The organism is Virgibacillus sp. FSP13 (assembly GCF_054048505.1).
This window is the reverse complement of sequence record NZ_JBSVKG010000002.1, coordinates 79,789-95,493: the sequence shown is the minus strand read 5'-3', so window position 1 is coordinate 95,493 and position 15,705 is coordinate 79,789. Positions and strand designations below refer to the sequence as shown.

Here is a 15,705-nt window from a genome sequence, read left to right as displayed (position 1 = left end):
ATACTATCTGTAGTATGAACGAAACAGATGTGTAACATGCATCGAAAAGCAGAAGTGTTAACACGATCCAAGGCCAACCCTACTTAAAGAAAGGTAAATCAGCAGTAGCCGATTTACCTTTTCATTAATTGCATTAATTCCTGTTGTTCAAATTCTGTAAGGGGAACTAGTGGAAGGCGAACAGATCCGACATCAATACCATTCATTTTAAGTGCTTCTTTTACTGGTACAGGTGAAGGTGACATAAATAGACCATTCATAATTGGTAGAATATCACGGTGGATTGCTGCAGCGTTTTGTACCTCACCATCGTAAAATGCTTGCACCATTTTTTGCATATCATCCCCAATGACATGGGAAGCAACAGAGATTACACCCTCTGCACCAATGGATAGCATCGGTAATGTTAACCCGTCTTCACCAGAGTATACAGTGAAATCATCGCCTGTATTTTCAATAATCGTTGCTATTTGATCCAGATCACCACTTGCCTCTTTAACGGAGACAATATTCTCAACCTCACTCAATTTGATTATCGTATCAGCACTTATTTGTACAACTGATCTCCCTGGTATATTGTAGAGCATAACTGGCAATGATGTTTCATTTGCAATCGCTTTAAAATGTTCAAAGAGCCCATGTTGATTTGGTTTATTATAATATGGTGCAACAAGCATAACCGCATCTACACCACAGGTCTCAGCTTCTTTTGTCAGTGCAATAGAAGCCGCGGTATTGTTACTTCCAGTACCGGCAATGACCGGAACCCGCTTGTTGACAACTTTTACAACATGGCTAAAAAAATTTATTTTTTCTTCCATCGACAGTGTGGGTGATTCGCCAGTTGTACCCGCAATAATCAATCCTTCTGTTCCATGGCTAAGTAAATAATCAATTAAAAGAGATGTTTGATCGTAATCGATGTTTCCCTCTGAGTCAAAAGGAGTTACCATCGCGGTTAATACCTTGCCAAAATTCATTTAAACTCACTCCTTTACTACCCCAAACGATCAATGGGTTTTTACAGTACTTCAGCTTCTTTTACCATGCTTAGTTCAAACGCATCATGCAGTGCATTTACTGCAGTACTTAAGTCCTTTTCGTGAATAAGTACCCAAATTGTAGTATGACTATCTGCCGATTGTAGTATTTGCACACCCTGACTAGTTAATGCTTGCACGATTTTGGAAGCTACCCCTGGAACTCCAGTCATCCCAGCACCTACTGCCGATACTTTGGCACATTTCTCAGTTATTTCCGGTTGAAATCCGAGTGTTTCTAGAATACGCACTGCTTTTTGAGTGAATTCTTCTGGTACTGTATACAAAACTCCTGTGGGGGATATATTAATGAAATCGACTGATATACCAGCCTCTGCCATTGCTTTAAAAACCTCAGAGTGAAGCCTATGTGCCTCCTCCTTTGACTGAACCCTAATTTGAGTAATTTTATCAAGGTGGGCAATACCCGTAATTAACTGATCTGGAATATCACTTCCAAATTCACTAATTCTCGATGAAGTGACCAATGTACCCTGGTCTTGTGAATAAGTAGACCTCACACGCATTGGTATTTTTGCTTGCATCGCAATTTCAACTGCCCGTGGATGCACCACTTTGGCACCCTGATATGCCAAATTACAAATTTCTGTATAGGTGACAACATCCAGTGATCGAGCACTTTTCACAACACGTGGATCAGCCGTCATGATCCCATTCACATCTGTGAAAATTTCGATTTCCTCCGCTTCTAGTGCAGCTCCTAGTGCCGCAGCACTCGTATCACTTCCACCCCTGCCAATCGTTGTTATCTCTCCAGCCTTTGTTTGCCCTTGGAAACCAGCAACAACCACGACATCATTATTCTTAAATTCTTGTAAAACACGGGTTGGTGTAACTTCCTTAATTTTTGCATGATTAAAATCATTGTTCGTTACGAAACCAGCCTGTGCACCGGTTAATGCTGTCGCTGCAATATGATTTTTTTGAAGTTCATTTGATAATACAACAGAAGCAATTGTTTCACCACAAGACATCAATAAATCCAATTCCCTAGTAGAATTATGATTTGCGGGAAAACCGACCAGATCCAGCAGCGTATCTGTCGCATATGGATCCGGCTTTCTTCCTAATGCAGATACAACGACAACGACTTTATAATCCTTTATTATTGCATTCTTAATATGTTTGATAACATGATTTCTATTTTCTGCTGTTTGTACAGATGTTCCACCAAATTTTTGAATTAATACCTGCATTATCACACCTCTTACGTAGTCTATTGAATTTGATTATATATTTTATTTTGCTAACCAGTCATTTTGGATTAAACGTTCTGCAATTTGTACCGTATTCCAAGCAGCGCCCTTCATTAAGTTATCAGAAACAACCCATAAATGGAACCCGTTTGCTGTATCTAAATCTTTTCTGACCCGACCAACAAATACTTCTTCTTTATTTGATGCGCTTAACGGTGTTGGATATGTCTGCGTACTTGGATCGTCTTCTAATACGACTCCATCAGCCCCATCCAAGGCTTTCCATAAATCAGCCACCGTTACATCCGCTTTATCTACTTCAACATAAACGCTCTCAGCATGCGACGTAAAAAATGGTAATCGTACACATGTTGCAGCAACTGGCAATTCAGGTGCATGCATAATTTTTTTCGTTTCATTAATCATTTTCATTTCTTCAAACGTATAACCATTGTCTTGGAAAACATCAATTTGCGGCAACGCATTAAACGCAATCGGATAATGTTTTTTATCCCCTTTTACCGGAAGTATTTCCGCGGTCATTTCTTGGTTATCTAAAAATTGCTTAGATTGATTCTCCAACTCATTGCATGCCTCGTTACCAGAGCCGGAGACAGCCTGATAGGTTGATACAATAACACGATTCAAGCCGTAAGCTTCTTGGATCGGTTTTAATGCTGCAACCATTTGGATCGTAGAACAATTTGGATTCGCAATGATTCCATTATGTGATTTTAAATCAGCCTCATTTACTTCTGGCACAACAAGTGGTACACCTTCAGTCATTCGAAAAGCACTTGTATTATCTATTACAACCGCACCACGTTTTACTGCTTCTGGTGCTAATTTTTTCGAAACAGACCCACCAGCAGAAAATAATGCAATATCTACCCCAGCAAAACTTTCTGGAGTAGCTTCTTCCACAATAATCTCTTGATTATGAAACATCACTTTTTTACCTGCTGACCGTTTTGAGGATAAAAGTTTTATCTTATCAATCGGGAACTTCTTATCTTGTAAAATTTGGATGATTTTTTCCCCAACTGCACCTGTTGCTCCAACTACTGCTACATTATAATTTGTTTTATTAGCCATTAAAAGTTCTCCCTTCGTATTCCACTCAGCTCTCCTATAATACTCTGTTCTAATATTTCTTCTATTTTAACATATTTTATTCCTCATACGGTATTATAACAGGTTGAAGTTGCTGATGTTCAAGTGCTTTTTCTACTGTTTTGGCTAAATAATCCATTTTCGCAACTAGTGAATTTGGCTTCTTATAAGGATCGTCTTGCCCATATGGAATAAAATAAATATATTTGCTCGCCATCAGCCGCATTAAATTTACCCCATTTAAACCAAGTGCATCATTCGTTGATATTCCTAATACAACAGGTTTTTGATTTCGCATTGTTGCTTTTGCCGCCATTAAGACTGGAGAATCGGTTAGTGCATTGGCAAATTTACTCATCGAATTTCCTGTTAACGGTGCAATTACCATACAATCCAATGGATAATCCGGACCCAATGGTTCAGCTTCAGGCATTGTTGTGATAACACGTTTCCCAGTAATGGATTCAATTTTTTTAATATGGTCTGCTGCTTTTCCGAATTTCGTATCTGTTGTTCTTACAGTATACGTAACTATCGGAACCACTTCAGCACCCAATTCCATTAATCTCTCCAATTCAGGAAATACCTTGTCGTACGTACAATGTGAAGCTGTTATACCAAACCCAATTCGTTTTCCTTTCAAAGTCATTTATTTTTGCTCCTTTCCATTATTCAAAAACTGTTTTACTACATCGGCAAGAATTTTCCCTGATGTTTTAGGCGCAACAATCCCTGGTAGACTTCGAGCCAATATTGCCTTAATGCCACGCTGCTTTGCATAATCAAAATCTGTTCCTCCCGGTTTGGAAGCCAAATCATAAATTAATGCGTGGGATGGTAATTGCTGGATGGAATCTTTTGTAACAACTTGAGCTGGAATTGTATTAATTAGTAAATCACATGCATCGGAGTATTCATGTAACTTTGATAGCGGGATAGCTGTCAAACCCATTTCTGTAATTCTCGCAAGATCTTTAATACTGCGGGCGCAAACAGATACTTTTGCTCCTAAAGCTGAAAACTTGTTGGCAACTGTGTTTCCGACTCTACCAAAACCGACGACAATAACACGGGAAGAGTGAATCGTAAAATCTGTATGTTCGATGGCCATCATGATCGTACCTTCTGCTGTAGGTATCGAGTTATAGATCGCAACATCATCACGATCAAACAAAGCGATTAATTGTAAATTCAATTCATTTGTAAGCGACGTTAAATAATCATTCGTTATACCGGTAAAGATTAATGTCGATGGTCGTAATTGATTAAACCATGCTTTTGAAAGATTTATCTGCTGGTCAGAGAAAACCGTTTCAATTTCGCCTTGATGATTCGTTCCCGTGATCGGCAAAATAACAACATCTAATTTTTCAGGTTCTAAATCATTAAAATCAACTTGCTTTGATCCTGTAAATCCTTGCTCCAATTTATCAAAGCCGACTAAGAATATCGTTGTATCAGGCAATTCCTGCAATTGACGAATCAGTTCAAGATATCGTCCGTCTCCTCCTAATACAGCTATTGATTGACTCATGCTAGTAATACACCCCTCACCATGTAAATAAACGCTAATTTAGACTATTCGTTATAGCTTATGTGGGGAAGCAATCTTAGTGATTAGGAGTTTCACCTACACACAAAAAAAGGCTAGTATCACAAGTAGTGATACTAGCCTTAAATATGATTCATACAACTATTCCGATTCAATCATAATCATATCTTCACCGATTTTTTTAATGGAACTCCAACGTATTTTTGTCTCTTCCCCTTCTTTTTTAAGCCCAAACCATTTGTAATTAGGAATAATAAATGACTCGATTTGTCCGGTCTTCTCATTGATTTCCAAATCTGTTTGTCCTAAAATACCCAACCTCGAACCTTGATTAATATTAACAATTTCTTTTCCACTAATATCCTTATACCGCATCGGTACACACCTCCGTATGTATTATCATCTATATGATCAAAAACATAGCCTATGCATAGAGGTGGATCACTACTGCTAAATCTAATTATTGATCAGATTTAGGTGCGATTAACGCCTTGGAAGAGGATTGGTTAAAAGTACGTTCAATAACAGCTTGGATGGATTCATGGTTAACTGCGTCAATCTCCTGAATCATTTCATCCAACGTACGATGACGATTTAACAACAATTCATTTTTTCCATTTCTGCTCATATGACTGTTCGTACTTTCTAAACTTAATACCAAATTACCTTTTAACTGTTCCTTGCTATTTTTTAATTCCTTATCTGTTAAACCATTCGTAATCAATGTATCCATTGTTCGTTTGATTGTATCCTGAAGTAATGGTAATTGGTCCTTTCCCGTTCCCGCATAAATGGTCAATAGCCCACTATCTCGAAAAGAAGAGTGATAAGAAAATACCGCATATGCAAGTCCTTGTTGTTCCCTTACTTCCTGGAATAATCTCGAGCTCATGCTTCCACCAAGTACATTGTTCATAATAATTAAACTATACATATTTTCATCGCCAACAGGTAAACCATCATATCCTAAGCATAAATGTGCCTGTTCTGTATCTTTATTTCGCTCAATATTTCCTGCAATAAAAGCGGGTTTTAAAATTTCTGCTCGTTTATAATCTGACTGATAGGAGCCGAAATATGATTCAACTTTGCTAATAAATGAATGGTCCACATTACCAGCAACAGATACAACAACATTTTCAGGTGTATAGCATTGGTTGATATACGTTCTAAGTGTATCTGGTTGAAATGTTTTTAAATGTTCTTCTGTCCCTAAAATAGGGTATCCAAGCGGGTGATCCCCGTAGGAAGCACGTGCCAATAGATCATGAACAATATCATCCGGTGTATCTTCGTACATTTTTATCTCTTCTAGTACCACTTTTTTCTCTCGTTCCATTTCTTCCCCATCAAAAGCAGAATGAAAAAACATATCGGCCAAAATATCCAATGCCAATTCTTTATGTGTATCAAGTACTTTGGCATAAAAACAAGTGTATTCTTTTGATGTAAAAGCGTTCACCTGTCCACCAATAGCATCAAATGCTTCTGCAATATCTTTTGCTGATCTAGTTTTTGTTCCTTTAAAAAACATGTGCTCTAAAAAATGGGAAATTCCATTATTTTGTTCTGTTTCATTACGGGAGCCTGTTAACACCCAAATTCCAATTGTTACGGAACGGACTGCGGGTACGTTCTCTAATACAATTCGCAGACCATTCTTACTTGTATGCTTCTCAATCAAGTTTTTTCCTCCTAATTATGTTTAACATTGACGTTTTTTACCGTTCTTCACTTAGTAATTTTTCAACTGTTCCTATTTTATATCCTTTTTCTTTAACCATAGTAATCAATGAGCTAAGGCCCTCAGCAGTTGCAGCAGTGGGATGCATTAACACCATTGCACCAGGATGAAGTTTAGAATTCACCCTATTCACCATAACAGATACTGTAGGATTCTTCCAATCAATTGTATCAACCGTCCATAATACGGTTTGCATATTCATATTATCTGCAATTTTTACTACTTCATTATTAAAACTTCCACTAGGAGGAGCGAACCATTTTGGTGTTTTACCTGTTATTGCTTTGATAATTTCATTTGTTTGTTTTATTTGTTCGGTTATTTCTTGGTCAGACAGGCGTGCCATGTCTGGATGATTATAGGCATGATTACCAATCAAATGTCCTTGTTCATCAATCATTTCCACAAATTCGCTATTTTCCTTCGCCCATTTTCCTTCAATAAAAAATGTTGCTTTAACATTTTTCTCTTTTAATACATTTAGCATTGCTGGAATATATTCGGTTCCCCATGAGACATTAATCAAGAATGCAGTCATTTGTTTTTCAGGGTGCCCTCGATAAATGGGGGAAGGCGGTAAATCCGCGAGCGAAACATTAGGTGGAACTTGTTCATAGACAAGTAATGTTTTATCAAACACCCCATCTTTCTTCATTTGCTGATACGATTTTTTTACGTTTACCTTCACTCCATTTCTTCCAGGTGTTTTCTTCCAAACTTTATCAATGGTTGCATCTTGAGGAGCTATTGAAAAGGTGTCACTTTTTGCTTGGACCTCCTTGTATAATTCGTCTTCTTGTTTGGATACATGTGCAACAGAGTCAGAAATTGTTTGGATATCATTCATAACAAATGGATTGTATTCATTATTAAAAGAGATTGCAACGATAATGATAAATACACAAAAATGAATTATTCGATTTCGGTACATCCAAATCCCCCCTCCATCATCTATATGAGAAGAACGGACAAGGTATGCCAAGAAAACTACCGAGGACACACTAAGAAATGATGGAGAATTTATGAATGTGGAGGACAGGTACTGATACGTAGAAGCTGGATATGGTTGTCCGCTACCAGCGCACGTAGAAAAAATGGAGCTGTATTTTTTCCACAACTTAGAGTATCCTTCTCTTCAAGGAGAAATTCTTGTAACGTTCCACGGCTTCCCCTTTCGATAATCAGAACACTACTATCAGCGTAGGCAGAATACGTAGACTCCTGCGGGAACAGCACGAGTCTGAAGACCCCGCAGCGGTGGTTTCCCGCGAGGAGGCTGAAGCCGTGCCCGCGGAAAGCGAAGTATTCTGCCGGAGTGGAATCTAAGCACTCAATTATCATTAGAACGTTCACTGTGCCGCATTTTATATCTATTGTGTAAAAAGCAATAAATTACGCGAAAACAGCCATTAAAAAAGAAACTGGTTAGCCAGCTTCTTGATTTTCTAATTATAAACTTGATTTTTCAGCTTTTTCCTTTTCTTCCTTTAATACAGCCTTTCGTGAAAGGTTAACTCGGCCGTGATTATCAATCTCTTTCACTTTAACCATAATTTTATCACCGATTGATACAACATCTTCTACTTTATTTGTTCGTTCTTCCGCTAATTCAGAAATATGAACTAGCCCGTCTTTTCCTTTGAACAATTCCACGAAAGCGCCAAATTTCTCAATACGTTTAACAGTACCCAAATAGGTTTGTCCAACTTCCACTTCACGAATAAGATCTTCAATAATTTGTTTCGCTTTTTTGTTCATGCTTGCATCTGTTGATGAGATAAACACACTTCCATCTTGTTCGATGTCAATTTTCACACCGGTTTCTTCGATAATTTTATTAATTTGTTTACCGCTTGGTCCGATAACATCACGAATTTTGTCTGGTTTAATGGACATTGTTAAAATTTTCGGTGCATACTGAGAAAGTTCCGCATTTGGCTCACTAATCGTTGCTAACATAGAATCGAGAATTTGCATACGACCTTTTTTAGCCTGTGTTAATGCTTCTTCTAAGATTTCCCTTGATAAACCATCGATCTTGATATCCATTTGTAGTGCTGTAACACCAGCTGCTGTGCCGGCAACTTTAAAGTCCATGTCCCCAAGTGCATCTTCCATTCCTTGGATGTCTGTCAAAATCGTGTAATCATCGCCAGATTTCACAAGACCCATCGCAATTCCGGCCACTGGAGCTTTAATTGGAACACCTGCATTCATCATCGCCAATGTACTTGCACAAATACTTGCTTGCGACGTCGAACCGTTTGATTCCAATACTTCAGAAACAAGACGAATTGTATAAGGGAAATCTTTATCTGAAGGAACAACCTTTTCAAGCGCGCGTTCACCTAGTGCTCCATGTCCAATTTCACGACGGCCTGGTCCACGAATTGGGCCTGTTGCACCAACACTATATTGCGGGAAATTATAATGATGCATAAACCGCTTAGATTCTTCTAAATCTAACCCATCTAAAATTTGTACATCTCCTAATGCTCCAAGTGTACAAATGCTTAATGCTTGTGTTTGTCCACGTGTAAACAACCCTGACCCATGCGTTCTTGGCAAAACACCAACTCGAGATGATAAAGGACGAATCTCATCAATTTTACGACCATCTGGACGCACTTTTTCCTTGGTAATTAAACGACGTACTTCTTCTTTTACCATTTTGTCAAGGACGGATTTTACTTGTTTAACAACGTCTTCTTCTTCCTCGTCGTATAACGCAACAATTTCATCTTTTACATTATCAATTGCAAGTTCTCGAGCATGTTTTTCTTTTACTTGAATGGCTGCAACCAGCTTCTCTTTTGCTTGATCGATAACTTTTGCTGATAATGCTTCGTCAGCCTCGAATAACGTTACTTCTGTTTTTTCTTGACCTGCTGCTTTCACGATTTCTTCTTGGAATGCGACTAAGCGCTTGATTTCTTCATGCCCAAACATGATGGCTTCAAGCATCACTTCTTCTGGGACTTCTTGTGCACCAGCTTCGACCATGTTAATCGCATCTTTCGTTCCTGCCACTGTTAAATCAATGTCGCTTTTCTCTTCCTGTTCAACAGTTGGGTTAATAACAAATTCACCATCTACTCGTCCAACATGAACACCAGCAATTGGTTCTTCAAACGGTATATCAGACACACTTAATGCAATAGATGATCCAATCATTGCAGCAATTTCAGTTGAACAGTCTTGATCAACACTCATAACTGTACTAATTACCTGCACTTCATTTCTAAAACCGTCAGGGAAAAGCGGGCGAATTGGTCGGTCAATTAAGCGTGAAGCTAATATTGCCTTTTCACTAGGTCGCCCCTCACGTTTAATAAACCCTCCAGGTATTTTCCCAACCGCATATAAACGTTCTTCATAATTTACTGTAAGTGGAAAGAACGGTAAATCTTTCGGCTCCTGTGATGCAGTTGCTACAGACAATACGGACGTATCACCATAGCGGATCATACATGCGCCATTCGCCTGTTTTGCTAATTCTCCAATTTCAACGATAAACGGTTTACCGGCAATTTCAGTGGAGAATACTTGTTTTTCTTCTGCCATTCGTTTTCATACTCCCTTCAATAAAACATTCTACATTTCATTTTATAATTAATCGATGCAAATGTAAATTTTATGTAGTATTATTTGCATAATAACTGCAAAAAAAGCAGGATTACTCCTGCTTTTTTACAATTACCTGCGTAAGCCTAATTTTTTAATTAATTCACGATAACGTGTGACATCTTTGTTACGCAAATAGTTTAGTAAATTACGACGTTTACCAACCATTTTTAATAGACCACGACGTGAATGATGGTCTTTCTTATGAACGCGTAAATGTTCATTTAATGTTGTGATTTCCTCTGTAAGGACAGCGATTTGTACTTCTGGAGAACCAGTATCATTGTCATGAACTTTGTATTCAGAAATAATTTCGTTTTTACGTTCTTTTGTTATAGCCATCCTGTTCACCTCCTATATTGTGTTCATATCCCCTGTCCCCTAGCAAACGTCGGAGTTTCGATTTGCCAAGCGAAGGTTTTACGTTGTTAAGAATACATCTTTTCAGTAAAAAATGCAAGTGTGATTTATTTAGTGTTTATTTGAAAAATATGCTCGAATAACTTTTTCATCGTCTGTAATTTGATCTATTAGTGCTTCTACATTATCAAACCTTAACTCATCACGAATAAATTTATACCACTCCATTTGCAATTCTTCCCCATAAAGATCATTTTGATAATCTAAAATATTCACCTCTAATGAAAGATCCTTTCGATTTGCAGTAAACGTTGGATTGGTACCTAAACTTGCCATACCTTCATATGTTTCATTTTTATAAATTACTTTTACCGCATAAATACCTGGTTTCGGTAAGAGTGCATCCTGATGCACCCGTAGATTTGCTGTTGGATAACCAATTGTTCTCCCTCGTTTATCACCTTCAATTACAACTCCATTTACCGTTAATGGGCGTCCTAATAATGATTGAACAACTTCCACCTTACCGCTTTTTAGTAGTTCTCTAATTTTTGTCGAACTAACCTTTTCATCTTCTAATTCCACTTTTTTGATCGTTGTAAACGTGAATTTATCCTTTGTATATTCCGCAATATTGTTCATGTTACCTTTTCCTTTATGCCCGAACGAATAATCAAAACCTGCAACTAAATGCTTAATATTTAGCCCAATTATAAAGTGATCAATAAATTGCTGTGGTGACAACGATGATAATTCTTTGTTAAATGTAATAATATATAGTCGGTCCACATCCATTTGCTGTAATACTTCCTGTTTTTCTTTTAATGGCGTAATATACTGAACATGCTGGACATCTTTTTTCAAAACAACAGATGGATGAGGATGAAACGTGATTACCGCACTTTCCATTTTTCTTTCTTTTGCTTTCGATACAGCTGCTTTAATTACCTTTTGATGTCCAAGATGGATACCATCAAAAAAACCAATAGCAGCTACAGTTTCAGGAAGTTCTTCCAATGCTAATGTATGAGGATATGTTAATTTAATTGTTCGCAAGCCTTTTCACCTACACTTTTTAAAAATAAAAAATCCTAATCCGATATGTTTACATTATTACATCTATGTTATGAAAATACACGTACTGGTTTTATTTGTTCGTTATGATCTGGGTGGATCTGATAGATTGCTAATACTTGGTTGTTGTGCATCATTACAAATGGTTGTGTTGTCTTTATGATATTTGTTTTAGCCAGTTTTTGTCCATTTAGTACTTTTTTCTTTGTGTCTTCATCCACTTTCACACTCTCAAGGTGGGTTAAGCCGTTGGCGATGGGTAAGAGCACATCATCCAATTTCTCGTCTATTACAGCCTCTTCTATTTTATCAAAAGTTACCGTGTCTTGCTGTTTTATTGCTCCTGTTTGCGTCCGAATTAAATGAGACATGTGTGCAGGGTAACCTAATTGCGCCCCAATATCAACACATAATGTTCGTATATATGTACCCTTGGAACAAACGGCTTTAATGCGAAAAGATTGTTCACTTGTATGTTCCAAAAATGTTAGTTCGAAAACAGTAATCGTTCGCTTTGGACGCTCGACTGTTTCATTTGCTCGAGCATATTCATATAATTTTTTCCCATCCACCTTTACAGCTGAATACATCGGTGGGACCTGAGTTGATTCACCGATAAAAGATTGCAACACAGCCTCTACGCTTACTTTGGTCGGCTGAATTTCCACTAGTTTTTGTTCAACCGTTTTTCCTGTTGCATCTTCTGTCTCTGTTGAAGTTCCTAGTGTCACTTCTGCAATATATATTTTCTTTGTATCTGTTAAAAATGGAACAATTTTTGTAGCCTGTCCAACGCAGATAGGCAAAACACCCTCTACTTCTGGATCAAGTGTACCTGTATGCCCCACTTTTTTCGTACGTAACAATTTCCGTATTTTAACTACACAATCGTGTGATGTTAATCCTTTTGGTTTCCATAGTGGGATGATGCCATCCATACCAATTTCCTCCAGCAAGCAAATTTTATAGAGCAAGGAAAAAATCTGACCCTCTTGTTGTATTCAAGAGTCAGATTTTCTTACTACTTCCCGCTGTTACCTTACACAGGAAGCACTTTTTTTGCATTTACGCATTATTTGTTATTTAATTCACGTAAAATTGTCTCAATTCGATTCCCTTGTTCCAATGCTTCATCAAATTCAAACGATAATTCAGGTGTTTTACGTAAGCGAATTCGTTGTCCTACTTCTGATCGAATAAATCCTTTTGCTTTTGCAAGACCAACTAATGTATCATGCTTTTGCTGTTCATCACCAAGAACAGAAATGAATATTTTCGCTTGCTGTAAATCTCCTGTCACTTCTACATCCGTAACCGTCACAAAGCCAACCCGAGGATCTTTTATTTTTCGGCTTAAAATATCCCCAAGTTCCTTTTTCATTTGCTCTGCTACACGATTTGCACGTAAATCACTCATTAAGATCACCTCATTATTAGAAAGACGCTAACACGTACGTTCTAAAAAGTTAATCGCGCCAAATCCGGATTAACAGAAATCGACACACAGGGCCGATTTCTCATCCAGCATTATAACCATTCAACATTTGTAATGGTTCGCTCCAATTCCGGGAACGTGTCAATAACCCGTAACACTTCCTGAATAATTTGGTCAGCATGTGTTTTGCTAGTTGAAATTGTTACGATTCCAAATTTTGTGCGTTGCCATAAATCATGAAAATCCAGTTCAGTTATGGCAACATTGAAGTCGTTGCGAAGTTTTGCCATCACACGTTTTATAACGGACCGTTTTTGCTTCAATGAATGGCCTTCATACAACATACATTCTACTTCTACAAAACAAATCATTTACGTTCAATTTCCTCCATCACAAATGCCTCGATGACATCGCCTTCTTTGATATCATTAAATTTTTCAATTGTAATACCACATTCATAGCCTTGTGCAACTTCTTTTACATCATCTTTAAAACGTTTCAGTGTATCAATTTTGCCTTCAAATTGTACAATACCATCACGAATCAGGCGCACACCTGAGTCACGGGTGATTTTACCTTCCGTTACATAACCACCAGCAATTGTACCAATTCTAGATACTTTAAATGTTTCCCGAACTTCAACTTGACCAATGATTTTCTCTTCAAACTCTGGATCAAGCATACCTTTCATTGCTGACTCGATTTCCTCAATAACTTTATAGATTACCCGATGCAACCGCACATCAACTTTTTCTGATTCGGCTGCTTTCTTAGCATTTGCATCTGGACGCACATTAAACCCAATAACAATGGCATTAGAAGCAGATGCTAAAATAATATCTGATTCGGTTATTGCTCCAACACCAGTATGAATGATTTTAATTTTTACACCTTCTACTTCAATTTTACGTAGAGAAGATGCCATTGCTTCAGCTGAACCTTGAACATCAGCCTTAATAATGATATTAATCTCTTTCATTTCACCTTGTTTAATTTGTTCAAATAAATCGTCAAGGCTGACTTTTGTTTGTTCCGAACGATTTTCCTGAATAAATTTCTGTTGCCGCGCTTCGCCAATTTGACGTGCCTTTTTCTCATCGGCAAAAACTAGGAATTGGTCACCTGCTTGTGGTACCTCATTAAGTCCAGTAATTTCGACTGGTGTTGATGGTCCGGCTTCTTCCACCCGTCGTCCTAAGTCATTGACCATCGCACGAACACGTCCAAATGTATTACCAACAACAATGGAGTCACTGACATGAAGTGTCCCATTTTGCACAAGCAATGTTGCAACAGACCCTCTTCCTTTGTCAAGCTTTGCATCAATAACAGTACCAAAGGCATAATTATTCGGATTTGCTTTTAATTCTTCCACTTCGGAAACAAGCAAGATCATTTCTAACAGGTCATCAATACCTTCATTTTTAACTGCAGAAAGTTGAACAAAAATGGTATCGCCGCCCCAATCCTCTGGAATTAACTCATATTCCGTTAATTCCTGCATAACACGATCTGGATTGGCACCTTCCTTATCCATTTTGTTCACGGCGACAATAATTGGAACTTCAGCCGCTTTTGCATGGTTAATTGCTTCAACTGTTTGTGGCATTACACCGTCATCTGCTGCGACAACTAAAATAGCAATGTCTGTTACCTGTGCACCACGTGACCGCATACTTGTAAACGCTGCGTGTCCTGGAGTATCAAGAAACGTAACTCTTTTTCCATTGTTTTCTACTTGGTACGCTCCAATATGCTGTGTAATACCACCAGCTTCCCCTATTGTTACCTTTGTATGGCGAATAGAATCAAGCAGTGTTGTTTTACCATGGTCAACGTGTCCCATGATGGTTACAACAGCAGGACGCTCCATTAAATCCTTTTCATCGTCCTCTTGTTTATATTTATCAAAATCTGTATCTTCTAAAATAATTTCCTTTTCAACAGCTACATTAAATTCTTCACAGATTAATTCAACTGCATCATCATCCAAGTCTTGGTTTTTTGTAGCCATTACTCCTAAAAACATAAGCTTTTTAATTATTTCGGATGGCTCCTTGTTTAATTTACCAGCCAAATCACTTACTGTAAGTGTTCCACTATATTTGATTTCTTTAGGTGTTTCTTTCACCACTGGTTGCTTAGGAGTTTGAACTGTTTTATTGTTATTTCTTCCTTTTTTACCTTTTTGTTGCTTCGTATGGTGCTGGTTATTCCTTTTTGGCTTGGATTGCTGTGATGATTGACTGGAATTTTTATTATTATTTCCACTGTTATTATTGTTTTTCTGATTTGTATTTTTAGTTTTATTTTGTGTATTTGCTTGTTTATTAGAAGCCGATTTATTTGTCGGTTGCTTACCTGGTTTTTGATCTGATGACTTCTTGCTGAATCTCTCATCCAATTTCGTGATAACATCATCTGAAATAGTGGACATATGATTAGATACTTCTACATTTAATTTTTTTAAGTGTCCAATCACATCTTTACTTGTTGCATTATTTTTCTTGGCATATTCATATACACGCATTTTAGTCATACGTTCA

At 37.6% G+C, this 15,705-nt stretch carries 15 protein-coding genes; all 15 read right to left on the bottom strand.

Annotated features, from left to right (window positions below; all coding sequences use genetic code 11):
• Positions 1-113 precede the first annotated feature (113 nt).
• A complete protein-coding gene (gene dapA / locus ACW2QC_RS02315) occupies positions 114-980 on the bottom strand; it encodes a 4-hydroxy-tetrahydrodipicolinate synthase (RefSeq protein ID WP_457542374.1) in 867 nt (288 codons plus the stop codon).
• A 41-nt stretch (positions 981-1,021) separates the two neighbouring features.
• Positions 1,022-2,257 (bottom strand): aspartate kinase, encoded by a 1,236-nt coding sequence (gene dapG / locus ACW2QC_RS02310; protein WP_457542373.1) that lies wholly within the window; start codon positions 2,255-2,257, stop codon positions 1,022-1,024.
• 42 nt (positions 2,258-2,299) lie between these two features.
• Positions 2,300-3,352, bottom strand: coding sequence for an aspartate-semialdehyde dehydrogenase (asd, locus tag ACW2QC_RS02305; protein ID WP_457542372.1), 1,053 nt, complete (start codon positions 3,350-3,352; stop codon positions 2,300-2,302).
• Positions 3,353-3,428: 76 nt separating this feature from the next.
• A complete protein-coding gene (dpaB, locus tag ACW2QC_RS02300) occupies positions 3,429-4,019 on the bottom strand; it encodes a dipicolinate synthase subunit B (protein WP_457542371.1) in 591 nt (196 codons plus the stop codon).
• Positions 4,020-4,904 carry a dipicolinic acid synthetase subunit A gene (gene dpaA / locus ACW2QC_RS02295; RefSeq protein WP_457542370.1) on the bottom strand — a complete coding sequence of 295 codons (885 nt, stop codon included), beginning with the start codon at positions 4,902-4,904 and terminating at the stop codon, positions 4,020-4,022.
• Between the two features lie 159 nt (positions 4,905-5,063).
• On the bottom strand, positions 5,064-5,297 hold the full coding sequence (locus ACW2QC_RS02290; RefSeq protein WP_457542369.1) for a YlmC/YmxH family sporulation protein: 234 nt from the start codon (positions 5,295-5,297) through the stop codon (positions 5,064-5,066).
• A gap of 85 nt (positions 5,298-5,382) precedes the next feature.
• Positions 5,383-6,606: a M16 family metallopeptidase gene (locus ACW2QC_RS02285; protein WP_457542368.1), complete on the bottom strand. Its 1,224-nt coding sequence runs from the start codon at positions 6,604-6,606 to the stop codon at positions 5,383-5,385.
• Positions 6,607-6,643: 37 nt separating this feature from the next.
• Positions 6,644-7,597: a polysaccharide deacetylase family protein gene (locus tag ACW2QC_RS02280; protein ID WP_457542367.1), complete on the bottom strand. Its 954-nt coding sequence runs from the start codon at positions 7,595-7,597 to the stop codon at positions 6,644-6,646.
• 518 nt (positions 7,598-8,115) lie between these two features.
• Positions 8,116-10,230, bottom strand: a complete 2,115-nt coding sequence (pnp, locus tag ACW2QC_RS02275) for a polyribonucleotide nucleotidyltransferase (protein ID WP_457542366.1) — start codon at positions 10,228-10,230, stop codon at positions 8,116-8,118.
• Positions 10,231-10,362: 132 nt separating this feature from the next.
• Entirely contained in the window at positions 10,363-10,632 is a 270-nt protein-coding gene (gene rpsO, locus ACW2QC_RS02270) for a 30S ribosomal protein S15 (protein ID WP_106497581.1), read from the bottom strand.
• A gap of 129 nt (positions 10,633-10,761) precedes the next feature.
• Positions 10,762-11,706 carry a riboflavin biosynthesis protein RibF gene (gene ribF, locus ACW2QC_RS02265; protein WP_457542365.1) on the bottom strand — a complete coding sequence of 315 codons (945 nt, stop codon included), beginning with the start codon at positions 11,704-11,706 and terminating at the stop codon, positions 10,762-10,764.
• Positions 11,707-11,774: 68 nt separating this feature from the next.
• The gene (truB, locus tag ACW2QC_RS02260) at positions 11,775-12,662 is read right to left on the bottom strand and encodes a tRNA pseudouridine(55) synthase TruB (protein WP_457542364.1); all 888 of its coding nucleotides are present in this window, start codon (positions 12,660-12,662) and stop codon (positions 11,775-11,777) included.
• Between the two features lie 134 nt (positions 12,663-12,796).
• A complete protein-coding gene (rbfA, locus tag ACW2QC_RS02255; protein WP_457542363.1) occupies positions 12,797-13,141 on the bottom strand; it encodes a 30S ribosome-binding factor RbfA in 345 nt (114 codons plus the stop codon).
• Between the two features lie 110 nt (positions 13,142-13,251).
• Positions 13,252-13,530, bottom strand: a complete 279-nt coding sequence (locus ACW2QC_RS02250; RefSeq protein ID WP_457542362.1) for a DUF503 domain-containing protein — start codon at positions 13,528-13,530, stop codon at positions 13,252-13,254.
• Positions 13,527-15,698, bottom strand: coding sequence for a translation initiation factor IF-2 (gene infB / locus ACW2QC_RS02245; protein ID WP_457542361.1), 2,172 nt, complete (start codon positions 15,696-15,698; stop codon positions 13,527-13,529). Before infB ends, ACW2QC_RS02250 begins: the two co-directional genes overlap by 4 nt.
• Positions 15,699-15,705 lie beyond the last annotated feature (7 nt).

Excerpts from the sequence above, each read along its gene's own strand:
- dapA (WP_457542374.1), bottom strand. The coding sequence starts at position 980 with ATGAATTTTGGCAAGGTATTAACCGCGATGGTAACTCCTTTTGACTCA.
- dapG (WP_457542373.1), bottom strand. The coding sequence starts at position 2,257 with ATGCAGGTATTAATTCAAAAATTTGGTGGAACATCTGTACAAACAGCA.
- asd (WP_457542372.1), bottom strand. The coding sequence starts at position 3,352 with ATGGCTAATAAAACAAATTATAATGTAGCAGTAGTTGGAGCAACAGGT.
- dpaB (WP_457542371.1), bottom strand. The coding sequence starts at position 4,019 with ATGACTTTGAAAGGAAAACGAATTGGGTTTGGTATAACAGCTTCACAT.
- dpaA (WP_457542370.1), bottom strand. The coding sequence starts at position 4,904 with ATGAGTCAATCAATAGCTGTATTAGGAGGAGACGGACGATATCTTGAA.
- ACW2QC_RS02290 (WP_457542369.1), bottom strand. The coding sequence starts at position 5,297 with ATGCGGTATAAGGATATTAGTGGAAAAGAAATTGTTAATATTAATCAA.
- ACW2QC_RS02280 (WP_457542367.1), bottom strand. The coding sequence starts at position 7,597 with ATGTACCGAAATCGAATAATTCATTTTTGTGTATTTATCATTATCGTT.
- pnp (WP_457542366.1), bottom strand. The coding sequence starts at position 10,230 with ATGGCAGAAGAAAAACAAGTATTCTCCACTGAAATTGCCGGTAAACCG.
- rpsO (WP_106497581.1), bottom strand. The coding sequence starts at position 10,632 with ATGGCTATAACAAAAGAACGTAAAAACGAAATTATTTCTGAATACAAA.
- truB (WP_457542364.1), bottom strand. The coding sequence starts at position 12,662 with ATGGATGGCATCATCCCACTATGGAAACCAAAAGGATTAACATCACAC.
- rbfA (WP_457542363.1), bottom strand. The coding sequence starts at position 13,141 with ATGAGTGATTTACGTGCAAATCGTGTAGCAGAGCAAATGAAAAAGGAA.
- ACW2QC_RS02250 (WP_457542362.1), bottom strand. The coding sequence starts at position 13,530 with ATGATTTGTTTTGTAGAAGTAGAATGTATGTTGTATGAAGGCCATTCA.
- infB (WP_457542361.1), bottom strand. The coding sequence starts at position 15,698 with ATGACTAAAATGCGTGTATATGAATATGCCAAGAAAAATAATGCAACA.